This is a genomic window from Pseudomonas sp. 5Vm1k, from assembly GCF_056161485.1.
In genome coordinates this window covers 205104-228750 of record NZ_JBSPCZ010000008.1, presented here as the reverse complement: position 1 = coordinate 228750, position 23647 = coordinate 205104, and the positions used below count along the sequence as shown (strand labels likewise).

General features: G+C 59.9%; 21 protein-coding genes, 1 pseudogene and 1 riboswitch. Of the genes and pseudogenes, 12 read left to right on the top strand and 10 right to left on the bottom strand.

What is annotated here, in order from left to right; all coding sequences use genetic code 11:
- Window positions 1–353: 353 nt before the first annotated feature.
- Window positions 354–587 (bottom strand): hypothetical protein, encoded by a 234-nt coding sequence (locus ACWIKB_RS17925; protein WP_475268506.1) that lies wholly within the window; start codon window positions 585–587, stop codon window positions 354–356.
- Window positions 588–792: 205 nt separating this feature from the next.
- On the opposite strand from ACWIKB_RS17925, the gene ACWIKB_RS17920 reads away from it, so the two are divergent.
- Window positions 793–1377 (top strand): YajG family lipoprotein, encoded by a 585-nt coding sequence (locus ACWIKB_RS17920; RefSeq protein ID WP_054045636.1) that lies wholly within the window; start codon window positions 793–795, stop codon window positions 1375–1377.
- A gap of 181 nt (window positions 1378–1558) precedes the next feature.
- Here the strand turns inward: ACWIKB_RS17920 and ACWIKB_RS17915 are convergent, their stop codons facing one another.
- Entirely contained in the window at window positions 1559–1765 is a 207-nt protein-coding gene (locus tag ACWIKB_RS17915; protein WP_054045634.1) for a hypothetical protein, read from the bottom strand.
- 194 nt (window positions 1766–1959) lie between these two features.
- On the opposite strand from ACWIKB_RS17915, the gene ACWIKB_RS17910 reads away from it, so the two are divergent.
- Window positions 1960–2244 carry a hypothetical protein gene (locus tag ACWIKB_RS17910; protein ID WP_475268505.1) on the top strand — a complete coding sequence of 95 codons (285 nt, stop codon included), beginning with the start codon at window positions 1960–1962 and terminating at the stop codon, window positions 2242–2244.
- Window positions 2245–2353: 109 nt separating this feature from the next.
- Here the strand turns inward: ACWIKB_RS17910 and ACWIKB_RS17905 are convergent, their stop codons facing one another.
- Window positions 2354–3517, bottom strand: coding sequence for a 1-acyl-sn-glycerol-3-phosphate acyltransferase (locus ACWIKB_RS17905; RefSeq protein ID WP_475268504.1), 1164 nt, complete (start codon window positions 3515–3517; stop codon window positions 2354–2356).
- Window positions 3518–3659: 142 nt separating this feature from the next.
- Between ACWIKB_RS17905 and ACWIKB_RS17900 the strand changes: the two genes are divergently transcribed.
- Genes ACWIKB_RS17900 through ACWIKB_RS17890 form a run of 3 tightly spaced genes read left to right on the top strand, consistent with a single transcriptional unit; the run spans window position 3660 to window position 4774 of the window.
- Window positions 3660–3842 (top strand): CPXCG motif-containing cysteine-rich protein, encoded by a 183-nt coding sequence (locus ACWIKB_RS17900; RefSeq protein WP_475268503.1) that lies wholly within the window; start codon window positions 3660–3662, stop codon window positions 3840–3842.
- 12 nt (window positions 3843–3854) lie between these two features.
- Window positions 3855–4115: a putative signal transducing protein gene (locus ACWIKB_RS17895; protein WP_123509219.1), complete on the top strand. Its 261-nt coding sequence runs from the start codon at window positions 3855–3857 to the stop codon at window positions 4113–4115.
- A gap of 35 nt (window positions 4116–4150) precedes the next feature.
- A complete protein-coding gene (locus ACWIKB_RS17890; RefSeq protein WP_475268501.1) occupies window positions 4151–4774 on the top strand; it encodes an SOS response-associated peptidase in 624 nt (207 codons plus the stop codon).
- A 100-nt stretch (window positions 4775–4874) separates the two neighbouring features.
- Here ACWIKB_RS17890 and ACWIKB_RS17885 read toward each other — a convergent pair whose 3' ends face one another.
- On the bottom strand, window positions 4875–5618 hold the full coding sequence (locus ACWIKB_RS17885; RefSeq protein WP_475268630.1) for a methyl-accepting chemotaxis protein: 744 nt from the start codon (window positions 5616–5618) through the stop codon (window positions 4875–4877).
- Between the two features lie 114 nt (window positions 5619–5732).
- A pseudogene (locus tag ACWIKB_RS17880) lies at window positions 5733–5927 on the bottom strand (HAMP domain-containing protein); the annotation flags it as partial.
- Window positions 5928–7279: 1352 nt separating this feature from the next.
- Here ACWIKB_RS17880 and ACWIKB_RS17875 point away from each other — a divergent pair.
- Entirely contained in the window at window positions 7280–8098 is an 819-nt protein-coding gene (locus tag ACWIKB_RS17875; RefSeq protein WP_475268500.1) for a M48 family metallopeptidase, read from the top strand.
- A gap of 151 nt (window positions 8099–8249) precedes the next feature.
- Here ACWIKB_RS17875 and ACWIKB_RS17870 read toward each other — a convergent pair whose 3' ends face one another.
- From ACWIKB_RS17870 to ACWIKB_RS17860, 3 genes are all read right to left on the bottom strand, one after another.
- Window positions 8250–8834 carry a TMEM165/GDT1 family protein gene (locus ACWIKB_RS17870; RefSeq protein ID WP_054045620.1) on the bottom strand — a complete coding sequence of 195 codons (585 nt, stop codon included), beginning with the start codon at window positions 8832–8834 and terminating at the stop codon, window positions 8250–8252.
- Window positions 8835–8922: 88 nt separating this feature from the next.
- Window positions 8923–9047: riboswitch (yybP-ykoY riboswitch) on the bottom strand.
- 50 nt (window positions 9048–9097) lie between these two features.
- Window positions 9098–10096: a methyltransferase gene (locus tag ACWIKB_RS17865; protein ID WP_475268499.1), complete on the bottom strand. Its 999-nt coding sequence runs from the start codon at window positions 10094–10096 to the stop codon at window positions 9098–9100.
- A gap of 33 nt (window positions 10097–10129) precedes the next feature.
- Window positions 10130–11095: a 2-hydroxyacid dehydrogenase gene (locus ACWIKB_RS17860; protein WP_475268498.1), complete on the bottom strand. Its 966-nt coding sequence runs from the start codon at window positions 11093–11095 to the stop codon at window positions 10130–10132.
- A 243-nt stretch (window positions 11096–11338) separates the two neighbouring features.
- On the opposite strand from ACWIKB_RS17860, the gene ACWIKB_RS17855 reads away from it, so the two are divergent.
- Complete coding sequence (locus tag ACWIKB_RS17855; protein ID WP_475268497.1) at window positions 11339–11968, top strand: LysE family translocator; 630 nt, start codon at window positions 11339–11341, stop codon at window positions 11966–11968.
- Between the two features lie 76 nt (window positions 11969–12044).
- Here the strand turns inward: ACWIKB_RS17855 and ACWIKB_RS17850 are convergent, their stop codons facing one another.
- Window positions 12045–12818: an AraC family transcriptional regulator gene (locus tag ACWIKB_RS17850; RefSeq protein WP_475268495.1), complete on the bottom strand. Its 774-nt coding sequence runs from the start codon at window positions 12816–12818 to the stop codon at window positions 12045–12047.
- 85 nt (window positions 12819–12903) lie between these two features.
- Here ACWIKB_RS17850 and ACWIKB_RS17845 point away from each other — a divergent pair, with 85 nt between their 5' ends.
- From ACWIKB_RS17845 to ACWIKB_RS17825, 5 genes are all read left to right on the top strand, one after another.
- Window positions 12904–14088, top strand: a complete 1185-nt coding sequence (locus tag ACWIKB_RS17845; protein ID WP_475268493.1) for an MFS transporter — start codon at window positions 12904–12906, stop codon at window positions 14086–14088.
- Window positions 14089–14235: 147 nt separating this feature from the next.
- On the top strand, window positions 14236–15918 hold the full coding sequence (locus ACWIKB_RS17840; RefSeq protein ID WP_475268492.1) for a fatty acid--CoA ligase: 1683 nt from the start codon (window positions 14236–14238) through the stop codon (window positions 15916–15918).
- 346 nt (window positions 15919–16264) lie between these two features.
- Window positions 16265–18154 carry a DUF1302 domain-containing protein gene (locus ACWIKB_RS17835; protein ID WP_475268490.1) on the top strand — a complete coding sequence of 630 codons (1890 nt, stop codon included), beginning with the start codon at window positions 16265–16267 and terminating at the stop codon, window positions 18152–18154.
- A 28-nt stretch (window positions 18155–18182) separates the two neighbouring features.
- Window positions 18183–19547 (top strand): DUF1329 domain-containing protein, encoded by a 1365-nt coding sequence (locus ACWIKB_RS17830; protein WP_475268489.1) that lies wholly within the window; start codon window positions 18183–18185, stop codon window positions 19545–19547.
- Window positions 19548–19881: 334 nt separating this feature from the next.
- Window positions 19882–22620: a winged helix-turn-helix domain-containing protein gene (locus tag ACWIKB_RS17825; protein ID WP_475268486.1), complete on the top strand. Its 2739-nt coding sequence runs from the start codon at window positions 19882–19884 to the stop codon at window positions 22618–22620.
- Window positions 22621–22725: 105 nt separating this feature from the next.
- Here the strand turns inward: ACWIKB_RS17825 and ACWIKB_RS17820 are convergent.
- Window positions 22726–23647, bottom strand: a 922-nt coding sequence (locus ACWIKB_RS17820; protein ID WP_475268483.1) for a calcium-binding protein, incomplete at its 5' end; no start/stop codon positions are given.

Genomic DNA, 23647 nt, shown 5'->3' with positions numbered 1-23647 from the left:
GCTCTTTTGAAGACGTGAACCTCAAAAAAGGGCTGTCCCAGCCTGGCACTGTGCCCGGATGGATTGCCGGCATGGGATACATGACAGGCAAAACGGGCAAACAGCTCAGTAACCGAGCGTAATGACAGCTCTGCAGATTCGCGAAAAGTGGGGTTTTTGCTCAAGGAACAGCAAGCGCGCCAGCTTCACTCGATCTGTGTGGGCGGCTCTCTGTGGGCGGTGCGGGGTGCCAATACCGAGGCATTGACGATGCTGCGAGGCCCGATCAGGAGACGTCCTTATAATCGGGGGGAGATTGTATCTAAGAAACGCAGGGAAATGGTCGTCAATAATGACTTTTATTAGGCGTCTGGTCAGATGGACAACAGCGCCTGTACCCGTGAGCGACGCGGATGCTGCCGCACGCGGGCGCTGGGGGGCAGTGGATGGTGGAGCCAGTTGAGGCGGATTTCTTCGATTTCGACCCAGCCATCGCCCATGGGCTGCAGGCTGCACTGCTTGAATGCCTGGCAATGCCCGTTGCAATCGAGCAAGGCAAAACTGCGGTGCAGCGGGCGTGGCGCGAACAACGAGATCAGATAACGCATGGCGAAGTACCTTGTGGGGTGACTGCTGTGAAGGTTGCCAGCAGGCCGTGACGTGAACGTGTATGAGCGGTTACAGCTGTGTGACAGGAACCGCGGTCTGCAGGGTTTGTCAGAGATTTCAGTAATCGTTGAAGTCCCCTAGTTCGCTGCAGTGGCCCACCGCTATACTGCGGGCCTGTTTGTGCCTGATTCTGGAGAGAAGAGCATGTTGCAACGCCTGTTGTTCGGTTTGATCACTGTGACCGGTTTGACCCTGGCCGGCTGCGCCCACAGCCCGCAACAACTGAACCCGGAACCGAAGCTGACCACTCAGCTGGCGCCGGTTGGCCATGGCCAGCAAGTGGTGGTGCGTGTGGTGGACGGTCGTCCATCGCCAACCCTGGGGACCCGTGGCGGTCTGTACCCTGAGACCAGCGCAATCACCGTGCAGGGCGCGCAGATCCTGCCGAAGTTGCAGGCCCAGGCCGAAGCCGCCGTGCGTTTGCTGGGTTTCACCCCGGTGTCCAACGGCATGAACGCGCCGCAGTTGACCGTGACCCTGGCCGAACTGAAGTATCAGTCGCCTAAAGAAGGCATGTACGTGACTGAAGCGACCATCGGCGCGACCTTCCGCTCCGACGTGCAGAACGCCAATCGCCGTTACAGCGGCCGTTACGGTGCTTCCCTGGATCAGCGTTTTGGTATGGCGCCGAACCAGGAAACCAACACCAAACTGGTCAGCGACGTGTTGAGCGACGCCCTGACGCGTCTGTTCAAGGACCCGACAGTGGGTCAGATTCTCGGCGAATAAGCGTTCGCGAGATGTAAAAAAGCCCGGCGCCAGTGATGGCCCCGGGCTTTTTCATGCCCACCGGTTTTGCACCATCCCTGTAGGAGCGAGGCTTGCCCGCGAAGACGGAGTGTCAGCCAACATCCCGGCAACTGACATACCGCCTTCGCGGGCAAGCCTCGCTCCTACAGGGGGCGGTGGGTCAGGCGGCTTCGGAATAGAAGTCCAGCACGCTCACGCCCGTCAGCAAATCCGTCTCTGGCAAGTCCGCATGTTGATGCCCGCCCAGCGCGCAATACACCAGCCAGTGGCGGTCCTGGACGTTGAAGGCAAGGCTGCCGACGAGATTCTGCTGTTCGTCGCTTTGAGCGATGAGGTAGAGGCGGTCCTGGTTTTCGGCGTGCAGCATGGTGTGCTCTGTGTCGGTTTCGAGGGGCGACAGACTGGCGCATTCAGATGACGATGCCGTGACGCCGGACAGGAATCGGCCAAGTGGTTCGTTATTTGTCGCAAAGGGGAGGGCAGGCGGACAGGCTTTCGGTAGAATCCGCGCCGCGGTCGTCGGTCTGGCGCCTGTCACCTTAGTTTTGCCCGAGGTCCGTGATGTCGTTGCATTTGATTTCGTTGTTTACCAACCATCCCGCCAAGTTGATCAACCTGCTGGCCTTGCTGCTGGCATTCCCGGGCAGTTGGCTGCTGCATGCCACACGCCGCCGCGAACAGCGCGCGCTGGCGATTCTTGAGGCTGCCACCCAGAACCGTCGTGTTGATGACCCGATGTTGATGCTGGACGGTGCGACGATGCGCATGAACCGGTTTTTCTATCGATTCGGTTTTGCTTGCCTGGGCGTGGCGTTGATCGTGTCGTGGATCAGCACCCAGTTTTGAGTCTTTAAACGCAAAAGATCGCAGCCTTCGGCAGCTCCTACATGGGATTTGTGTTCACCCTGTAGGAGCTGCCGAAGGCTGCGATCTTTTGATCTTGCTTTAAAAAATCTTAAAGCGGCAACCCAGCCTTCACCCGATACTGATTGCGTACCGGCGTCGCATATTGCAACACCATGAACGGGCGATGTTCCTCAGGGCAAGCCTCCAGCCGGCGCTGCCACTCTTCCTGAGCCTTGGCCAGTTCATCCGCCGCAAATACCTCGGCGGCTGTCGGCACCTGCAGTTGCGGATCCGCGTCCTTCCACTGCGCATAAGCCAGGTAGTGCACCGGGAACAACCGGTAACCGCCGAGAATCTGCTTGTCCATCTCGATCGCCAATTGCTTGGTGTCGTCGAACAGCTCGGTGATCGGCTTGGCGAAGTTCACGTGGACCCGGCCCTTGTAGCCAGTGATGCCCTTGGCAATGCTCACATCGTCTTCGCCCGGCACTTTGGTGTAGCTGCCGGTGGTGGCGCGGATGAACAGTTCGCGGGCCTTGGCCTGGTCGCACGGGTCATATTCGTAGCTGATCGACACCGGGGTCACGTTCAGCGACTGAATGACTTCGCCGAACGGCTCGTCCTTGCGGCTCATGTGGAACATCTTGAGGATCGCCGACTCGGTACGGTCGTCGCCGTCCTTGGCCCGGCCTTCAGCCTGGGCGATCCAGATCGAGGCGCAATCGTTGCGGATCGAGTGGTTGATGTAGGCCGACAGCAGCTGATAAGCCGCCATCTTCTCGCGGCGACCGGTGATCGAACGGTGCACGATGAAGCTCTTGTTCAGGCGCATCAAATCGCTGACAAACGGCTTTTGCAGCAGGTTGTCGCCAATGGCGATGCGCGGGGTCGGCAGGCCGGCGTGGTACACGGCGTAGTTGACGAAGGCCGGGTCCATCACGATGTCGCGGTGGTTGGCGATGAACAGGTAGGCGCTGCCGGATTTGAACTGCTCGACGCCGGTGTAGGTCACGCCGTCGGTGGCACGCTCGATGGTGTGGTCGACGTAAACCTCGACTTTGTCCTGCAATGTGGCCACCGAATTGACGCCGGCGAACTCACGGCGCAGCCGATGAGCTATAAGAGGTTTGAGCATCCAGCCGAAGGCACCGGCATAACGCGGGAAGCGGAAGTGGATGAGGATGTCTAGAAATGCCTTGTCGCCGAGCAGCCGGTCCAGCACTGCAGGGACTTCGCTGTCGTCGTAAGGTCGGATGGCATCGAATTCGCCCATCATGCTCTCTTGTTAGAAACGGCTAGGGTAAGTAAAGGTTTTGATCAAAAACCAACGGGGCACGGTCTGAAAAGGTAGCCAGACAAAAATAGCCCTGCAAATAGACCGGCGATTATACGCACAAGTCACCTGGGAGACCGCGATGCTGGAAACCGAGCGCTACGAATGTCCGTATTGTGGTGAAGAGGCCGAGGCCGTGCTGGATTTGTCTGGCGGCGATCAGACCTATATCGAGGATTGTCCGGTGTGTTGTCGTCCTATTACCTTTGTCCTGCAAACCGATGGTCAGGAATGGTTGCTCGAAGTTCACAGCGAGAACGACTGAAAGGGGCATCCGATGCAGCGAATCTACGAACCGGAAAACCTGATGGAAGGCGAGTTGCTGCAAGGAATGCTGGCCAGCGAGGGCATCGAGGCGCATCTGGTGGGGCGCGATTTGCTCGGCGGCACCGGTGAGTTGCCGATCTACGGTTTGCTGGGATTGTCGGTGGATAACGACCAGGCCGAATACGCCCGGGAGCTGATCACTGCCTACAATGCCGCGCTGCCGATGCCCGGCGATGAACCGGAAAGTTTCCCCGGCACCCTGGTCTGTTAGGCTGACGTTCGTTTTATCAAGAGTCGTGTTGCCCCATGTGTGGACGTTATGCCCTGTTTCGCTGGAACCCCGCCTTCGCGGCCCTGCCTGGCTTTCCTGCCGATCAGCAGGCCCAGTGGAATATTTCCCCCAACGATTCGGTGTTGATGCTGCGTGCCGGCACGGACGGTCAGCGCGAGTTGGCCCGTGCCCGCTGGGGCCTGACGCCGCCGTGGTTGACCGATCTGTCGCGCACGCCGGCCCATGCCCGGGCCGAAACCGTGGCCGAACAACCAATGTTTCGCCAGGCCCTGCGCGAGCGCCGCTGCCTGCTGCCGGCCAATGGTTTCTACGAATGGCGCGGCACCACGCGCAAGCGTCCGTATTGGCTGACGCCGGGCGAGGGCTCGGCGCTGTTTTTCGCGGCGATATGGGAAGCGTATCCGGTGCAGGAGCAGGTGTGGCTGAGTACTGCGGTGATCACCCAACCGGCAGCGAGTCAGCGTCGGCCATTGATTCTGGATGCGGCGGGGCAAGAAGCGTGGCTTGATCCCGAGACGCCGTTGCATGTATTGCAGGGGTTGCTGGCCAGTGAGCCCGCGGCGTTGCGCGAGCGGGTGTTGGCCAATCTGGTGAATGATCCGAAGTTGAATGGGCCGGAGTGTTTGACCCCGGGTTGATTCGGTGCCTGGGCTGACGCCTTCGCGGGCAAGCCTCGCTCCTACAGGGGGACGGTGATCTCCTGTAGGAGCGAGGCTTGCCCGCGAAGAGGCCCTCGAATCAAACCTTGAACTGATTGATCAACCGCCGCTGCTGTTCCGCCAATTTGGTCAGATCCGCACTGGCTGCGCTCGATTCATCCGCGCCACCGGCCACTTCATTGGCTACTTGCCCGATGTTGATCACGTTACGGTTGATGTCATCCGCCACCGCGCTCTGTTCCTCGGCCGCACTGGCAATTTGCGTATTCATGTCGTTGATCACCGACACTGCCTGAGTAATCGTCTCCAGCGCTTCGGCCGCTTTCGCCGCATGTTGCACGCTTTCGTCGGTGCGGTTCTGGCTGTCTTCCATGACCCGCACCACATCGCGGGTGCCTTGTTGCAGTTGCTGGATCATGGTCTGAATTTCTTCAGTGGCCTTCTGGGTTTTCTGCGCCAGGTTGCGCACTTCGTCGGCCACTACGGCAAACCCACGGCCCTGTTCACCAGCGCGCGCCGCTTCAATCGCCGCGTTCAAGGCCAGCAAGTTAGTTTGCTCGGCGATCCCGCGAATCGCGGTAAGGATCGCGTTGATGTTCTCGCTGTCCTTGGCCAGGGTTTGCACCACGCTGACGGCCTTGCCGATTTCCACGGCCAGCACGCCAATCGAATTCGACGTATCGCGCACGATCTGCATGCCTTGCGCCGCGGCTTTATCCGCATGGCTGGCAGCTTGCGCCGCCGACGTCGCGTTGCGTGCCACGTCCTGGGCAGTAGCAGTCATTTCATGCACCGCCGTGGCCACTTGATCGATCTCGGCCATCTGTTTATGCACGCCAATGTTGGTGCGGATAGCGATGTCGGCCGTGTGTTCCGACGAATCACTGACGCTCTGCACCGACGTCACCACCTGCGTGATCATTACCTGCAACTTGGCCAGGAACGTGTTGAAGCCTTTGGCGATCGAGCCCAATTCGTCGGCGCGATCACTGGTCAGGCGGCGCGTGAGGTCGCCTTCGCCCTGGGCGATGTCGTCGAGCATGGCCACCATTTGCTTGAGCGGACGGGCAATCCCGTGGCCTACCAGCCAGATCACCAGTAAGCCGATACCGGCGATCAACAGGCCAACCATGGCCATGCCGAAGGTGTCGGATTTGCGCTGTTTATCCAGGTCGCCCTGTAGTTTTTGCAGGTCCGCCATGACCGCGTTCAGCGGCAGTTGCAGCATCAGCGTCCAGCGGGCGTCGGTCTGGCCGATGCCGAACGGCAGGTACAACTCGATCCGGCCCTGGGCCTTGTCAACGGTGTAGGTCACTTCGCCGCGCTTGAGATTGGACATATTGGCAATCTGCTGGCTATCGAGGATGTCGCTGACCTTTTCACCGAATTTGCTCGGGTCCTTGGTGTAGGCGACGATCCGCCCATTGCCGCCAATCAGCGCCATCACGCCGGAGCCGCCGTAGAGTTTCTGGTTGGCGCCCAGGAGCATTTCCTGGATGAAGTTCACCGACAGGTCAGCGCCGACGATGCCCTGGAAGGCGCCGTTGAGCATGATCGGTTCAATAAAGGAGGCGAGCATGACGATTTTGTCGCCGACCTTGTAGGGCGCCGGATCGATCACGCAGGATTTCTTGGTTTCTTTCGAGCACAGGTAGTACTCGCTGGCGCGTACGCCGGTGGACAGGGTTTTCTGGTCGTCGACGTCCACCAGTTTGTCCAGGCCGAGGCTGCCGTCTTCGTTGCGGAACCACCATGGCAGGAAGCGCCCGTTGGCCGCGTCGATGCCGACCACCTTGGTGTCAACGTAGGCCGCATCGTTGTGGTCCAGTGCGTTTTTTTCCCAGCCGATGTAGGTGCCGAGAATTTTCGGGTTCTTGGTGACGTTTTCCTTGATCAGGCTGATCAACTGCTCACGGCTGAGGTTCAGTTGCGGCTGACCGTCGGCCCCCGGTGTGCCGATCAGTTCGTTGACCCGAACCAGTCCGCCGGCAATCAGCAGCGGCGCTTCGAGTTCGCGCTGAATCTGGCTGACCTGGGTTTGTGCCAGAGAGGTCAGGCGTTGTTCGATGACTTGCTCGAACTGTGCCTGGGTCCGTTCCTGGACCATGTCTTGCGTGCGCGCACCGGAAAACAGCGCATACAGCACCAGGGCCGCCACGACACTGAGGACGATGGCGCCGGCAAGGGCCGCAACGGAAAACTGGATCGACTTGAATTTCATGGGTGCTCCGCACGCAAGAGGACGTCTGCGCTGTTGTATCGGCAGGTCAATCGGGGAGCATGAGCGGGTGATGGCGAAATGGCTGTTTTGGAGTGCTGGATGTCGCAATCAGAGCGTTGCGGGCGTGGCGTGTGGGCTTATGTGAATTTTTTCCTGCATCAACAACAATCTTGTTCAAAAAGTGCGTGTTACACGTCTGTTGTATCTGGCGCCGATACAATTCGCCGCCTAGGATACGCGGCATGTTTTCAGGGAGCTTTTTGATGAACAAGACATTGGTTGTAAGTGCACTGAGCGCAGCGTTACTGCTGGCCGGTTGTCAGTCGGTCAACACCACCAGCGGCGGAGCCGTTGGCGTTGAGCGTAAACAGTACATGTTCAGCATGTTGTCCTCGGATGAGGTCAACCAGATGTATGCCCAGTCCTATCAGAAGACAGTAGGAGAGGCGACCACCCAAGGCGTGCTGGACAAGACCAGCACCGACGCCAAGCGTATCCAGGCGATTGCCAACCGGCTGATTGCCCAGGCACCGAACTTCCGTCCGGATTCGGCCCAGTGGAAGTGGGAAGTCAATTTGATCAAGAGCGATGAGCTCAACGCCAATTGCGGTCCTGGCGGCAAGATCATTTTCTACACCGGATTGATCGACAGTCTGAAACTTACCGACGATGAAATCGCTGCGGTCATGGGTCATGAAATCGCCCACGCCCTGCGCGAGCATGGTCGTGAAGCGATGTCCAAGGCCTATGGCATCGAGATGGCCAAGCAGGGCGCCGGTGCCTTGTTCGGTCTGGGTCAGGACAGCCTGGCCCTGGCCGACACCGTGGCCAACTACGGCATGACCTTGCCCAACAGCCGCGCCAATGAAAACGAGGCCGACCTGATTGGCCTGGAACTGGCGGCTCGCGCCGGCTACAACCCGAACGCCGCAATCACTTTGTGGAACAAGATGAGCAAGGCTTCGGAAGGTTCGCCGCCGGAGTTCATGAGCACTCACCCGGCGTCGGCCAGTCGTATTTCCTCGTTGCAGGCGGCGATTCCTAAAGTGATGCCGTTGTACGAGAAAGCCGCGAAATCCTGATAGAGATGTAGCGAGGCTGCTGACGCCTTCGCGAGCAAGCCCGCTCCCACAGGGGATTTTTTGTGACCACACTATTTGTGAACACTGGAGATCCAATGTGGGAGCGGGCTTGCTCGCGAAGAACGATTACGCGGTCTACCGACCTATGCCGTCAAACCCACCCACTGCTCTGCATCGCCTTGTACACCGCAACAATCGCCAATACGAAGAACGCCGACGCGGCCAGTCGACGGATCAACGTCAGTGGCAGTTTGTCCGCCGCAAAGTTACCCGCCAGTACCACCGGCACGTTGGCAATCAACATCCCGGCGGTGGTGCCGATGATCACCAGCCACAGGTCCGGGTATTGCGCGGCGAGCATCACCGTGGCGACTTGGGTCTTGTCGCCCATCTCGGCGAGGAAGAACGCAATCAGCGTGGTCAGGAACGGTCCGAACTTGCGGGCGGTGCTGGCTTCGTCGTCGTCCATCTTGTCCGGCACCAGAGTCCAGAGCGCGGTCGCGGTAAAGCTCGCGGCAAGGATCCAGTGCAGCGTCGCATTCGAGAAGAAACTGCCAAACCAGGCGCCTACCGCACCGGCTGCCGCGTGATTGGCCAGGGTCGCGGCAACGATACCGGCGATGATCGGCCAGGGTTTGCGAAAGCGAGCGGCGAGAATGAGCGCGAGCAGTTGCGTCTTGTCGCCGATTTCGGCCAAGGCAACGATTGCGGTGGGAACGAGAAGTGAATCCAGCATCAGGGTTTTCCTAAGGGGCGGGTCGACACGGCTATGACACGTACAGCCTTCCCGCCCCGGGTAAGGTGTTCGTGTCATAGGTCTTGTCAAACCCTGGCGATCCGTCTGTGCGGACGCTTAGGTCGCATACGCCATGGTCTGTTGACCAAGTATGTTGACGTATGCCGGACGAGCATGGCGCTCGTGGGAGACTACTCCCCTAGGACGGAGCGGATTCTGCCTAGGCAAAACCGATTGGGCAAGCCTCTTTTTTAAAAGAAGTTTCAGCCGCGTTTAGCCCGGTAGATTCTGAAACCCTGTCCTTCGGCCTTGATCGCGCACACCCCAAGGTGCTCTTCGATCAGCGGCTGATACTTCAGGAAGCTGTTGGCGACCAGGCGCAGTTCGCCGCCGTTTTTCAGATGTTTGGCCGCTTTTCGCAGCAAGTTCTCGGTAGCGAAATAGTCGGTGTGCACGCCGACATGGAACGGTGGGTTGCTCAAAATCGCACTCAAACCCATCGGCGCCGCATCGATACCGTCACCGGTAATCACCTCGGCTTCCAGACCATTGGCAGCCAATGTCAGGCGACTGCTGGCGGCAGCAAACGCATCCACGTCGAGCAACGTCACCTGATTGTGTGGATAACGACGCTTGACCGCCGCGCCCAGCACACCGGCACCACAACCGAAGTCCAGCAAGTGGCCACTTGGCAATTTGTCCAGATGTTCCAGCAACAGGGCGCTGCCACGGTCCAGGCGACCATGGCTGAAGACGCCGGGCAGGCTGATAACTTTCAGTGGCCCTTCGGCCAATGGCAGCTCGTATTCCTGGGCCAGGCTTTCCAGCGACTTGGCTTCTGGCGCGTTGGCCACGGTGACCAGCCACAACTGGCAATGCCGTGCGCTGTCGAGTTTGCGTGATTTGCCAAACGGGTTCAGTTGCTTGGCCGCGCCTTCGATGCCGCTGCGTTTTTCACCCACCAGGTACAACTCGCGACCGGCCAGCCGTGAGGCGAGGGCGTTGAGGATGTAGTCGGTCAGGTCCTTGGACTTGGGCAGGAACACCACGGCGGTTTCGAACTCGCGCTCGGGCGCATTCACGCCAAACTGGCTGCGCTCGGCAAAGCGTGCGTCCAGCGCCGCTTGATCGCCGGCATGCCAGCACCAGCCGTGGGCATCGGGCAGGCGACCGAGCAAATCGTCGGCGGGCAAACCGGCCAGCAACACCGAACCCTGAAATAACTCGGCCTGACGAAGCAGTACTTCACTGCGCGGATCCATACTCTGCTCCTTGAAAAAAAGTGCGGCAGTTTATCAACTGACGACCCGCAGCGCTGTACCGCTGAAGAACGCCTGGGCGTTTTCAGTCAATTGGCCAACGATCCGCTGCCGCGCTTCGCGACTGCCCCAAGCGTTGTGCGGGGTGACAATCAGCCGTGGAATGTCATGGGCCAGCAGCGGATTGCCGGCGGTCGGTGGCTCGACGCTCAGCACATCGGTGGCCGCGCCACCGAGGTGACCGTTGCGCAGCGCATCGGCCAGCGCCTGTTCGTCGATCAAGCCACCGCGAGCAGTGTTGACCACGAAGGCACCGGGTTTCATCGAGGCCAGTTCAGGGGCGCCGATAAAGTGACGGGTGTGTTCGTTGAGCGGGCAATGCAGGGTCAAGGCGTCGATTTGTGGCAGCAGTTCATTCAGTGGCAAGCGATCCGGGCGGGCAGGGCGGCCGGGAATCTGCCCCAGCAACACACGCATGCCGAAGGCTTCGGCCAGTCTCGCGACGGCACCACCCAGCTCGCCGTGGCCCAGCAGGCCGAGGGTTTTGCCTTCAAGTTCGACGATCGGGTAATCCAGCAGGCAGAACTGTTTGGCTTGCTGCCAGCGACCTTCGCCGACGGCTTTTTGATAATCCGCCAGGCGTGTCGCCAGGTTCAGCAACAGCATGATCGTGTGCTGGGCCACCGACGGCGTGCCGTAGCCCTGGCAGTTGCACACGGTAATCCCGTGGGCGCGGGCGGCGGCCAGATCGACGTTGTTGGTGCCGGTGGCGGTGATCAGGATCAGCTTGAGGTCAGGGCTGGCGGCGATGGCGGCGGCATCGATCAGGATCTTGTTGCTGATGGCAACAGTGGCGCCCTTGAGACGCTCGATCACTTGGTCCGGCGTGGTCTGGGCGAACAATTGCAAGTCGCTGAAACAGTCGCGCAAAGGCGTCAGATCGAGGTCACCCAGATCCAGGGACGGGTGGTCGAGGAAAACGGCGCGGCGAGAGTTCGTCATCAACTGTACCTTTTGTGCAATGAACTGAAGGCGTAATCTGCCGAGCCTAACAGATGAAACAAATGGTTACGCCTACCCGGCCGGATGCTGAATCCTGTGGGAGCGGGCTTGCTCGCGAAGAGGTCGTATCAGTCGATGCAAATGTTGACTGATACACCGCCTTCGCGAGCAAGCCCGCTCCCACAGGGATGATGGCAAGCCTGTGAGTTTCATTTCGACCGATCTGCCCCCAGAGGAGCTCCCATGTACTGGACAGAATTCTTGACCGTTGCCCTGATTCACCTGCTGGCCGTCGCCAGCCCCGGCCCGGACTTTGCCGTGGTGGTGCGCGAAAGCGTGACCCACGGTCGGCGTGCCGGGACCTGGACTGCGCTGGGTGTGGGCACGGCGATTTTCCTGCACGTCGGTTATTCGCTGCTCGGCATCGGCCTGATCGTGTCCCAGTCGATCGTGCTGTTCAACGCCTTGAAATGGGCCGCCGCCGCGTACCTGCTGTACATCGGCTTCAAGGCCCTGCGCGCGCAACCGGCCAAACCGGTGACGGACGACCTGCACAAGGAAGTCGGGGAGCGCACTGCCCGTGGCGCCTTCACATCCGGCTTTGTGACCAATGGCCTGAACCCGAAAGCCACGCTGTTTTTCCTGTCGCTGTTCACCGTGGTGATCAACCCGCACACACCGCTCGCCGTGCAGGCCGGTTATGGGATTTACCTCGCCTTTGCGACGGCGCTGTGGTTTTGCCTGGTAGCCAGGCTGTTCAGCCAACAACGGGTACGCGCCGGTTTCGCCCGCATGGGCCACTGGTTCGACCGAACCATGGGCGCGGTGCTGATCGGCATCGGCGTGAAACTCGCGTTCACCGAGATGCATTGATAGAACGCGCTCCCGTAGGAGCACGGCTTGCCGGCGAAGGCGTCCTTGAGATCGCCATCGCCGGCAAGCCGTGCTCCTACAGAACCGGATTGAGTTCGCTCAATTTGTTCAACGTGTTCAAGTACTCCCGGGGATTCTCCCCAAGCAAACGGCGAAACATCGCGCTGAACGCCCGAGCGCTGCCGTAACCCAGATCCCGCGCCACGCTCTGCACGCTTTCTCCGGCGAGCAGGCGGGGCAGGGCTTCCATCAGGCGTAGTTGCTGGCGCCAGGCATTGAAATTCATTTTCAGTTGTTGCTGGAACAACCGCGCCAGGGTTCGTGAACTGGCGCCGACTTGCTGTGCCCAGTCTTCCAGGGTGTTGGGGTGGTCGGGTGCGCGCAGCAGTGCCAGGCAGATGCCTTGCAGGCGCCGGTCTTCGGGCATCGGGATGTGCAGGGGAAGGTTTTCCAGGCCGGCGATTTCTTCGAGCATCAGGCTCTGAATCAACGGATTTTCCGCGTATTGCGGACCTTGAACCGCGCGCAGGATCAGTTCACGCAGCAACGGCGTAACCGCCAGCACACAGCACTGTTGCAGACTGGACGGTGACAATTCAGCGGCGATGAACAGCGAGCGCATGCGCACCTGACCCGACATGAAAATCTCATGCGCCACCAACGGCGGAATCCATACCGCCCGGGTCGGCGGAATGACCCACGCACCGTGCGCGGTGACCACCCGCATGGTGCCGCAAACCGCGTAGAGCAATTGCGCTTCGCGGTGTTGATGCAGCTCTTGATGAGCGCCGTCCACGTAATCCCGTGGATAGGCACTGACCGGGCCGTGCAGGAAATGGCTGATTAACATGTCAGATCCGATGACTTTGTTGTCAGGAATACGCTTTTTCGCCAACTTAGCATAAGCCGCTCACTACAACGTAAAGCGTGCCGCGATGAACCAGTCCAGAAATGTCATCCGCTACATCAACGCAGCCCATGTGATCGACCACATGTTCATGCTGATTTTTCCCGCCGCCATCCTTGGCATGACCCAGGCCTTCGCGCTGGACTACGCCGCGCTGATCGGCTTGTCACTCGGTGGCTTCATTGCGTTCGGCGCCTGTTCGCTACCGGCCGGTTGGCTGGGGGATCACTGGAGTCGGCGGCAAATGATGTTGGTGTTTTTCTTCGGCATTGGCGTTTCGGCGATCTTCACCGGGTTGAGCAGCAGCGCACCGATGCTGGTGCTTGGCCTGACGTTGATCGGGATTTTTGCCGCGATCTATCACCCCGTCGGCACCGCGATGCTGGTGGCGTATGCGCAGAACCGTGGCCGGGAAATCGGCATCAACGGCATGTGGGGCAACCTTGGTGTGGCGTTTTCGGCGCTGATCACCGGGTTGCTGGTGGCGCAGTTTGGCTGGCGTTCGGCATTCATTCTGCCGGGTGTGGTGGCGATTGCCCTGGGTATCGGTTTTGCCTTGCAGGTGCGTGAGGAGCCGATCCCCAAGCGTCCCCACTCACCGCTCAAAGGCGCGGCAGGCCAGCGGATTTCCATGCTCATGGTGTTCGGCGTACTTGCCTTGGCCACGGCCACTGGCGGTGTGGTATTCAACGCCACGACCATGACGTATCCAAAACTGTTCCAGGAACGCCTGCATGATCTGTTTGCGTCGCCACAAACCCTGGGCGTCGTGGTCAGCCTGGCGTATGCCTTCGGCGCCGTGGCGCAACTGAGCATCGGCCGGATCTTGCATCGGTTCAGTCTGAAATGGCCGTTCATGGTGTTGACGCTGTGCCAGGCGCCGCTGTTGTTCGGGTTGGCCTACGTCGACGGCTGGGCCGTGATTGCGCTGGGCGCGGCGTTTATGTTCGTGGTGTTTGGCCAGGTCACGGTGAATGACGCGATGGTTGCCAACTTCGTCGCACCGCAATGGCAATCTCGGGTGTTTGCGCTGCGTTACTGTTTATCCTTCGGCGCCAGCGCGACGGCGATTCCGCTGATTTCGTTCGTCGAACCGCGCCAGGGATTTGTAGGGCTTTACCTGATATTGGCGGGTTTTGCGGCGTTGACCTTCGTGGCTGCACTGGTTTTCCCACGCACACCGTCTGAGGCTGCCGTAGGACAAACGGCGTAACCGGTGGCGACATCCTGCAAATGCTGGCGCAAAGCTAGCATTTGTACGGCTTTGCAAATCATACCTTTGGCTGATTTGGTTGGCGTATAAGGGCTCTAGAGTAGTTATCTTCAAAGCCACGACCGTGCAGTCAGAAAAGGGATTCTTATGTTGCAGACTCGCGTTATCCCGCCAGCCGAAGGCGCCTACCAGTATCCGTTGCTGATTAAACGACTGCTGATGTCCGGCGCTCGTTACGAGAAAACCCGCGAGATCGTGTACCGCGACCAGTTGCGCTACAGCTATCCGACCCTGATCGAACGGGTCGCACGGTTGGCCAATGTGCTGACGGCGGCCGGGGTCAAGGCCGGCGATACCGTGGCGGTGATGGACTGGGACAGCCATCGTTACCTGGAATGCATGTTCGCCATCCCGATGATCGGCGCGGTGATCCACACCATCAACGTACGCCTGTCACCGGAACAGATCCTCTACACCATGAACCATGCCGAGGACCGCTTCGTGCTGGTCAACAGTGAGTTCGTGGGCTTGTACCAGGCCATCGCCGGGCGCCTGACGACGGTCGAGAAAACCCTGCTGCTGACCGACCTGCCAGAGAAAACCGCCGACTTGCCGAACCTCGTCGGTGAGTACGAGCAATTGCTGGCCGCCGCGAGCACGCAGTACGACTTCCAGGATTTCGACGAAAACTCGGTCGCGACCACCTTCTACACCACCGGCACCACCGGCAACCCTAAAGGCGTGTACTTCACCCATCGGCAACTGGTGCTGCACACCATGGGTGTGTCGACGATCATGGGTGCCATCGACAGCGTGCGGCTGTTAGGCACCAACGACGTCTATATGCCGATTACGCCGATGTTCCACGTGCACGCCTGGGGCTTGCCGTACGTGGCGACAATGCTCGGGCTCAAGCAGGTTTATCCCGGTCGCTACGACCCGGAATACCTGGTGGAGTTGTGGCGCAAGGAGAAGGTCACCTTTTCTCACTGTGTGCCGACCATCCTGCAAATGGTCCTCAATGCCAAAGGCGCCCAGGGCACCGATTTCGGCGGCTGGAAAATCGTCATCGGCGGCAGCGCGCTCAACCGTACGTTGTACGAAGCCGCCAAGGCCAAGGGCATTCAGTTGACGGCTGCGTACGGCATGTCGGAAACCGGGCCATTGGTTTCCTGCGCCCACCTCAATGACGAGTTGATGGCCGGCACCGAAGACGAACGCACCACGTACCGAATCAAGGCCGGCGTGCCGGGGCCATTGGTGGAGGCAGCCATTGTCGACACCGAGGGCAACTTCCTGCCCGCCGACGGCGAGACCCAGGGCGAACTGGTGCTGCGTGCGCCGTGGCTCACCGAGGGTTATTTCAACGAGCCGCAGAAGGGCGCCGAGCTCTGGGCCGGCGGCTGGCTGCACACTGGCGACGTGGCGACCCTGGACAGCATGGGCGTGATCGACATTCGCGACCGGATCAAGGACGTGATCAAGACCGGTGGCGAATGGATCTCCTCCCTGGACCTTGAAGACCTGATCAGTCGTCACGCAGCGGTACGCGAAGTAGCAGTGGTGGGCATCGCCGATCCGCAGTGGGGCGAGCGGCCGTTTGCGCTGCTGGTGATCCGCGAAGGGCATGAGATCGGGGCTCGTGAACTCAAGGAACACCTCAAGCCGTTCGTTGAGCTGGGGCACCTGAGCAAGTGGGCGATCCCGAGCCAGATCGCCCTTGTTACTGAAATTCCCAAGACCAGCGTCGGCAAGCTCGACAAAAAGCGTATCCGCCTCGACATCACTGAATGGCAGGCCAACAACAGCACCTTCCTCTCGACGCTTTAAGCGTTTTCCGCTGTTCGCTGGCGTGCCCGAAAAGGCACGCCAGCCCCACCAAGCAAGCGCTTGGCTTGTTAAATCCGAATTTTCAGCCATCCTTGCCGTGCCGACATGTGTCGGACTGGCGAAAGGACTGTTCCAGAGTGGCCGGCAGCTGCAAATCACACTTTAGAGGGATCAAGCAGTACTACCTGCTGGCTATAGTCCGCTCAAGGATTTTTAAGAACGGAGCAAACGCACAAACGGGGCGATGCACCTTGGGAATGAATTCGGGACGCCTTGGCTTCCGGTCTTCCACAACGTTTTTAAAAGTACTCACTGCCATAACAATAATGCACATGGAGTAGCGTCGATGACATCAGTAAACCAGTTCTGGCGCCGGGCGAAATTACCCCTGGCGGTCAGTCTTGCCTCTACGCTCGCCGGGCCCGCATTCGGCGTCAGTTTCAATGTCGGTGAAATCGAAGGTCAGTTCGACTCGTCGCTCTCCCTGGGCATGAGTGTTTCAACCCAGCAGCCCAACAAGAACCTGATCGGCGTGAACAACGGCGGGCATGGCCTGTCGCAGACTTCCGATGATGGTCACTTGAACTTCAAGAGCGGCCAGGCCTTTTCGAAGATCTTCAAGGGCATCCATGACCTTGAGTTGAAATACGGCGATACCGGCGTCTTCGTACGCGGTAAATACTGGTATGACTTCGCGCTGCAAAACGAAGACCTGGAATTCAAGAACGTCAGCAACGACAACCGCAAGGAAGGCGCCAAGTCTTCCGGCGGGGAGATCCTCGACGCCTTTATCTACCACAACTACTCCATTGCCGATGAGCCGGGTTCCGTACGTCTGGGCAAGCAGGTTGTGAGCTGGGGTGAAAGTACCTTCATCGGTGGCGGCATCAACTCGATCAACCCGATAGATGTGTCGGCGTTCCGTCGCCCGGGTGCCGAGATCAAGGAAGGCCTGATCCCGGTCAACATGTTCTACGTGTCCCAAAGCCTGACCGAAAGCCTCTCGGCCGAAGCCTTCTACCAGCTTGAGTGGGACCAGACTGTCGTCGATAACTGCGGCACATTCTTCTCTCAGCCAGACATCATTGCCGACGGTTGCGACAACAACCTGCGCGTGCTGAACAAGCGTTCGCAGATCCCGGCCATTGCGTTGGGCCCATTGGCCGCCAATGGCGTCGACGTCAACGAAGAAGGTGTGCTGGTCAAGCGCGGTGGCGATCGCGACGCCCGTGACAGCGGCCAGTGGGGCGCGTCCCTCAAGTACATGTTCGACCCGCTGGACACCGAGTTCGGCGCCTACTTCATGAACTACCACAGCCGCGCGCCGATCTTCAGCGCCACCGGTGCTCCGCAGTCGGTCTACAACACCGCACGGGCGCTGCCAGGGCCGTTCGCTGCACTTGCCCCCCTGCTGGTGGCCGGTAACTCGGAGTACTTCGTCGAGTACCCTGAAGACATCCGTCTCTACGGTTTGAGCTTCTCCACCACCCTGCCTACCGGTACGGCGTGGAGCGGTGAGATCAGCTACCGTCCGAACGCGCCGGTGCAACTGAACTCCACCGACATCCTGTTCGCCGGCGTACGTCCTATCGGTGGCGCGCTGTCCAACGCTTCGCTGCTGACCGGCACACCAGGCCAGGACCTGCACGGTTATCGCCGCAAGGAAGTCACCCAGTTCCAGACCACCCTGACGCACTTCTTCGATCAGGTCATGGGCGCCAGCCGTCTGACCCTGGTGGGTGAGGTGGGCGTGACCCACGTCGGCGGCCTGGAAAGCACTTCCGACGTGCGTTACGGCCGTGACCCGGTCTACGGCCCGGGTGAGTTGCCAGCCACTGGCGGCATCGATACCTGCGCCAACATCCTCAACGCCAGCACCATCAATGGCGCCGGTGCTGGTTCTCCGCAGAACAACCGCAGTCGCAACTGCAACAACGATGGCTTCACCACAGCCACCTCGTGGGGTTATCGCGGTCGGGCCATCTGGGAATACAACGATGTATTCGCCGGTGTGAACCTCAAGCCGAACGTGGCTTGGTCCCATGACGTCAGCGGTTATTCGCCAGGCCCTGGCGGTAACTTCGAGGAAGGTCGCAAAGCCGTTAGCCTGGGCGTCGATGCCGAATACCAGAACACCTACACCGCGAGCCTGGCCTACACCAACTTCTTTGATGGCAAGTACACCACCGTGGATGACCGCGACTTTGTTGCGCTCAGCGTCGGCGTGAACTTCTAAGCACTGTTTTTTCAGGACGAACACACATATGAAAATAACAAAGAGTCTGTTCCACGCCGGTGTTCTGGGGCTTTCGCTGTTGGCGACAAGCGTCATGGCAGCGGTGCCTGCCGCTGAAGCGGACAAGCTGGGCAAGAGCCTGACGCCGATGGGCGCCGAGATGGCGGGCAATGCCGACGGTTCGATCCCGGCCTGGAAACCACTGGCCAAAAATGCCGGCTCCGTCGACAGCAAGGGCTTCCTGTCCGACCCGTACGCCAGTGAAAAGCCGCTGTTCACTATCACCGCGCAGAACGTTGACCAGTACAAAGAGAAGCTTGCCCCGGGCCAGTACGCGATGTTCAAGCGTTACCCGGAAACCTTCAAGATGCCGGTCTACCCGTCCCATCGCGGTGCCACCGTGCCGGATGACGTGTTTGCCGCCATCAAGAAAAACGCCACCGCCACCAATCTGGTGTCCGGCGGTAACGGTCTGGAAAACTTCGAAACCGCCGTTCCGTTCCCGATTCCAAAAAGCGGCGTAGAAGTCATCTGGAACCACATCACCCGCTATCGCGGCGGCAGCGTGACCCGTCTGGTAACCCAGGCCACGCCACAGCCGAACGGCTCGTTCAGCCTGGTGTATTTCCAGGATCAGTTCGTGTTCCGCGACAAGATGAAGGACTACGACCCGAAAAACCCGGGCAATATCCTGTTCTACTTCAAGCAGAAAGTAACCGCGCCGGCACGTCTGGCGGGTGGCGTGCTGCTGGTGCACGAAACCCTCGACCAAGTGAAAGAGCCGCGTTCGGCGTGGGTCTACAACGCCGGTCAGCGCCGTGTGCGTCGTGCCCCGCAGGTGTCCTATGACGGGCCGGGTACTGCCGCCGATGGCTTGCGTACCTCCGACAACCTGGACATGTACAACGGTGCACCAGACCGTTACGACTGGAAACTCGAAGGCAAGAAAGAGATGTACATCGCCTCCGACAGCTACAAGCTCGATGATCCGAAGTTGAAATACACCGACATCATCAAGGCCGGCCACATCAACCAGGACCTGGCTCGTTACGAGTTGCGCCGGGTCTGGCATGTGGTTGCAACCCTGAAGGAAGGTCAGCGCCACATCTACGCCAAACGTGACTTCTACATCGACGAAGACACCTGGCAGGCTGCGGTGATCGATCACTACGACGGTCGTAATCAACTGTGGCGCGTTGCAGAAGCTCACGCCGAGAACTACTACGACAAGCAAGTGCCGTGGTACGCCCTGGAAACCCTGTATGACCTGCAATCGGGTCGCTACCTGGCACTGGGCATGAAGAACGAAGAGAAACAGGCGTATGACTTCGGCTTCACCGCCACCACCAGCGACTTCACCCCGGCCGCACTGCGTCAGGATGGCGTTCGCTAACACGCTGTAGACAGAGGCCGCATCCTCGAAAAACGCCCCGACTGGTTCGGGGCGTTTTTTTTTGGGGCGCTGCGAAAGGTGTGGTGATGCTGATGGCCTCTTCGCGAGCAAGCCCGCTCCCACAATTGATCGCATTCCCATGGAGGAACGCGCTCCCTGTGGAAGCGGGCTTGCTCGCGAAGGGCGCGACACGGTCTCTCAGGAAAACCGCTGACATCTTTGCATGTAGTCTTTTTGTAGCCATTTGTAGCAACAACCTTCAATACCTCTTCGTTTACCGCTAGTCTGCGGACATCTGCAACGCCGCCAACAGCATTTCAAACAAGAGCCGGCCATGACTGATCTGTCCCCACTTCCGGGTCCTGCAAGCGTTGCCGTCGCGGCACTGGACGGGCGTTTCTTCCGACCTCCGTTGCCTGACGGCCATGTGCTGCGGCCTCGCTTGTGCGAACGCCTGAGCGCGGGGCTGGGGGGGCGATTGCTGCTGGTCAGCGCCCCGGCGGGGTTCGGCAAGAGTTCGTTGGCGGTGGAGTTCTGCCAAAGCTTGCCGGCGCACTGGCAAAGCCTCTGGCTGGGGTTGAGCCCGCGGGACAATGATCCGGGGCGTTTCCTGGAGCGTTTGCTCGAAGGCCTTCAGGACTATTTTCCGCAACTGGGCAGCAAGGCACTCGGATTGCTGAAAATGCGCCAACGCCATCAACCGTTTGCCTTCGAAGAATGGCTGGACGGTTTGCTCGATGAACTGGCCGTGCACTTATCGTCGAGTACGCCCCTGTTGCTGGTGCTGGATGACTACCATTTGGCCCAGGGCCCGGTGCTCGATCGCTGCCTGCAATTCTTCCTCAATCATCTGCCCGATGGCCTGTTGGTTATGGTCACCAGTCGGCAACGTCCTGACTGGCACCTGGCGCGCCTGCGACTGTCGCGGCAGTTGCTCGAACTGCACGAGCAAGACCTGCGCCTGACCCATGACGAAGCCCTGACCCTGCTTGATCGCCATAGCAGCTCGTTGCGTGGCGAGGCGCTGGAAAACCTGATCCAGCGCAGCGAAGGCTGGGTGGCCGGCCTGCGTTTCTGGCTGCTGGCGGCTTCCGAAGCCGGCAGCGACGGTGCGTTGCCGCAGTCGTTGCACGGCGGGGAAGGGCTGATCCGCGATTACCTGCTGGAAGAAGTCATCGATTGTTTGCCTGCCGAAGTGCAGGCATTCCTGTATGACACTGCGCCTCAGGAGCGTTTTTGCAGCGAGCTGTGTGACGCCGTGCGCGAGGCCCACGACAGCGCGGAAATCCTGCGCTTCCTGCTGGCCCATCAGGTTTTCCTGGTGCCGCTGGACGAGCATGGTCACTGGTACCGTTATCACCACCTGTTTTCCGACTTGCTGCGCACCCGGCCCAAGACCCAGGCTCTGGTGCCGGCGGCCAGCCTGCATTTACGTGCCTGCCGCTGGTTCAATGCCCAAGGATTGCTTGATGAGGCGGTGGAGCAGGCCTTGCGCGCCGGCCACCTGGATGTCGCGGCGAACCTGGTGCAAAACCTGTCGGAAGAACAACTGCTGGCGGAGCAAAACGTCGGCATGCTGCTGCGCTGGAAAATGGACTTGCCCGACAGCTTGCTGATCAGCACGCCAAGGCTGATCGTGCTCTACAGCTGGGCGTTGGGGCTGGCCTGTCAGCTGGACGCTGCCGAGGAGCTGGCCAGTCATTTGAGCCGCTTCCTGCCGGCGCCATCGGCCACAGCACAGAAATCCATGCTGGCCCAATGGCTGGCGCTGAGCGGCATCATCGCCCGGGGGCGCGGTAATCGCGAACTGACGCTGCTCTATTGCAGCGAAGCGCTGGAGAGCCTGCCGGCCAAGCGTTACGGCCAGCGCCTGATGTGCCTGTCGACCTTGTCCAACCTGGCGATTGCCGATGGCGACTTGTGGCGTGCCCGGGGCTTGAACCGTGAATCCCTGGAATTGGCGCAGCGGGTCGGCAATCCCTTGTTCGAGGCCCTGGCCCATTACGACCGCGCCCGGGTGTTGCAGGCGCGCGGAGAAATTCTGCGCTCGCTGGATGAAGTCCGCCAGGGCCTGCAACGCCTGCACGGCTTGTCGCCGCAACGGCTCTATGCCGTGCGGGCTCGACTGACGTTGTACGAGGGCTTTCTGCTGGCCCTGCGCTTGCAACCACAGGCCGCACGATTACGATTGCAGGCCGGTTTGAGCGAGGCGCGGGCCTGCCGCGACATTAGCGTCTTGATCGGCCATTGCGTCATCGCCAGGCTCGAGGGCAACAGCGGCGAGTTCGCCAAAGCCTTCGCCGAACTGGCCGAAGCCGAACGGTTGATGCACATCTGGGACGTTCCACCGATCTACTACCTGGCGATGATCACCCTGGTCAAATGCGAGCTCTGGCTGGCCCAGGGCCGTACCGACCTGGCCGAAGCCTGGCTCGCCCGACTGGGCCAGACCTACAACGGCGAACGCGCTGCGGCACCGCCGGAATTCCATCCACAACTGCCGCTGCACATCGAATTGCAGCAAGCGCTACTTGATGTGATTCAGGGCCAACCAATGCTGGCCGAAGGGCGGTTGAATGCGCTGTTGGAACATGGTCAACAGACGGGACGACAAATGCTCAGCGTGATGGCGCTGACGCAGAAAATTGCGTTGCTGCTGGCGGGTGGACGTGAACCCGAAGCCCGCAAGGCATTGGCGCAGGCACTGGAAGCGGCGGCCGGTGGTGTGCTGCAACCGTTCGACGGGTTGTTTGCCGAGCATTCGGACTGGTTGCGGGGACAACTGCAACTCTGTGCCCCAACCTCTGTTTCACAAAATCTTGTAGAAAAACTGCCTGCCGCCGCCTCACGTCCGGCGTTGGAGTTATCCCCAGGCTCGGAAACCCTCAGCACTCGTGAACTGGCTGTGCTGCGGCTGATTGCTCAAGGTTGTTCTAATCAGGAAATCAGCGATCAATTGTTCATTTCGCTGCATACGGTGAAAACCCATGCTAGTCATATCAATAGCAAGCTTGGGGTTGAGCGGCGCACGCAAGCAGTGGCGCGGGCGAAAGAATTGGGCTTGTTGGCCTAGCCGGCAAATCGGCAGCCGGCACAAAAAAACGCCCCGAACATGTCAGGGCGTTTTTTTTTGACCCCGGTCTGGGTCACAGGCCGGGAGCGGTTGTTGCGATGACCGTCAGGCCACCAGATCGTTGGCGCTGAATGTATTCACACCGACCAGCTGAATTTCGAAGTCCGCACCGGTATTGCCAGTGACGTTGCCCGACAGCACGTGGTCGACGAAGCGCACTTGGCCTGCGCCCGTGAAGTCATTCGCACCAATGAAACTGAAGCCATTGAAACCGGCGGTCAGGAGGTTGGCGTCGAACTTCGTCAGATCGATCTTATCGCCCTGCTGGCTGTTGAAATCGGTGATGACGTCGCGGTTAGCACCTACCCCCATTTCATTGACTGCACCGAACACGAAGGTATCAGCACCTGTTCCGCCGATCAGGGTATCGATACCGGCGCCACCATCGAGGATGTTGTTGCCGGTGTTGCCGGTAATGGTGTTGTTGAGGGCGTTGCCGGTACCGTTGAGGTTATCGCCGCCGCGCAATGTCAGGATCTCGACGTTGTTCCCCAGGGTGTAGCTCACGGAGGACACAATGGTATCGATTTCGCTCAGGGAGTTACCAAACTCAAGGACGGTATCGCCGATGTTGTCGACCACATAGGTATCGTTGCCGGCGCCGCCGGACATGGTGTCGGCCCCGGCCTTGCCATCCAGGATGTTGTCGGCGCTGTTGCCGGTCAGGGTGTTGCTCAGGTCGTTGCCGACCAGATAGAGGCTGTCGGAGCCCAGCAGCTGACCCGCTTCGACATTGGCAGACAAGACGTAGCTGACGGTGGTCTGGACCAGATCGACGCCTTCGTTGGCCGCTTCGACGATGATGTCGTTGGCGTTGTCGACGATGTAGGTGTCATCACCAGTGCCGCCGCTGAGGGTGTCTGCACCGGCGCCGCCATTGAGAATGTCGTTGCCGGCACCGCCCTGGAGGTTGTTGGCCAAGCCATTGCCAAGCAAGGTGTTGTTCAGGTCGTTGCCCAGGACCGTA

What these genes read in the sequence shown, in the direction of transcription:
- ACWIKB_RS17925 (WP_475268506.1), bottom strand. Translation starts at nt 587, where the DNA reads ATGCGTTATCTGATCTCGTTGTTCGCGCCACGCCCGCTGCACCGCAGT.
- ACWIKB_RS17920 (WP_054045636.1), top strand. Translation starts at nt 793, where the DNA reads ATGTTGCAACGCCTGTTGTTCGGTTTGATCACTGTGACCGGTTTGACC.
- ACWIKB_RS17915 (WP_054045634.1), bottom strand. Translation starts at nt 1,765, where the DNA reads ATGCTGCACGCCGAAAACCAGGACCGCCTCTACCTCATCGCTCAAAGC.
- ACWIKB_RS17910 (WP_475268505.1), top strand. Translation starts at nt 1,960, where the DNA reads ATGTCGTTGCATTTGATTTCGTTGTTTACCAACCATCCCGCCAAGTTG.
- ACWIKB_RS17905 (WP_475268504.1), bottom strand. Translation starts at nt 3,517, where the DNA reads ATGGGCGAATTCGATGCCATCCGACCTTACGACGACAGCGAAGTCCCT.
- ACWIKB_RS17900 (WP_475268503.1), top strand. Translation starts at nt 3,660, where the DNA reads ATGCTGGAAACCGAGCGCTACGAATGTCCGTATTGTGGTGAAGAGGCC.
- ACWIKB_RS17895 (WP_123509219.1), top strand. Translation starts at nt 3,855, where the DNA reads ATGCAGCGAATCTACGAACCGGAAAACCTGATGGAAGGCGAGTTGCTG.
- ACWIKB_RS17890 (WP_475268501.1), top strand. Translation starts at nt 4,151, where the DNA reads ATGTGTGGACGTTATGCCCTGTTTCGCTGGAACCCCGCCTTCGCGGCC.
- ACWIKB_RS17885 (WP_475268630.1), bottom strand. Translation starts at nt 5,618, where the DNA reads ATGGCCGAGATCGATCAAGTGGCCACGGCGGTGCATGAAATGACTGCT.
- ACWIKB_RS17875 (WP_475268500.1), top strand. Translation starts at nt 7,280, where the DNA reads ATGAACAAGACATTGGTTGTAAGTGCACTGAGCGCAGCGTTACTGCTG.
- ACWIKB_RS17870 (WP_054045620.1), bottom strand. Translation starts at nt 8,834, where the DNA reads ATGCTGGATTCACTTCTCGTTCCCACCGCAATCGTTGCCTTGGCCGAA.
- ACWIKB_RS17865 (WP_475268499.1), bottom strand. Translation starts at nt 10,096, where the DNA reads ATGGATCCGCGCAGTGAAGTACTGCTTCGTCAGGCCGAGTTATTTCAG.
- ACWIKB_RS17860 (WP_475268498.1), bottom strand. Translation starts at nt 11,095, where the DNA reads ATGACGAACTCTCGCCGCGCCGTTTTCCTCGACCACCCGTCCCTGGAT.
- ACWIKB_RS17855 (WP_475268497.1), top strand. Translation starts at nt 11,339, where the DNA reads ATGTACTGGACAGAATTCTTGACCGTTGCCCTGATTCACCTGCTGGCC.
- ACWIKB_RS17850 (WP_475268495.1), bottom strand. Translation starts at nt 12,818, where the DNA reads ATGTTAATCAGCCATTTCCTGCACGGCCCGGTCAGTGCCTATCCACGG.
- ACWIKB_RS17845 (WP_475268493.1), top strand. Translation starts at nt 12,904, where the DNA reads ATGAACCAGTCCAGAAATGTCATCCGCTACATCAACGCAGCCCATGTG.
- ACWIKB_RS17840 (WP_475268492.1), top strand. Translation starts at nt 14,236, where the DNA reads ATGTTGCAGACTCGCGTTATCCCGCCAGCCGAAGGCGCCTACCAGTAT.
- ACWIKB_RS17835 (WP_475268490.1), top strand. Translation starts at nt 16,265, where the DNA reads ATGACATCAGTAAACCAGTTCTGGCGCCGGGCGAAATTACCCCTGGCG.
- ACWIKB_RS17830 (WP_475268489.1), top strand. Translation starts at nt 18,183, where the DNA reads ATGAAAATAACAAAGAGTCTGTTCCACGCCGGTGTTCTGGGGCTTTCG.
- ACWIKB_RS17825 (WP_475268486.1), top strand. Translation starts at nt 19,882, where the DNA reads ATGACTGATCTGTCCCCACTTCCGGGTCCTGCAAGCGTTGCCGTCGCG.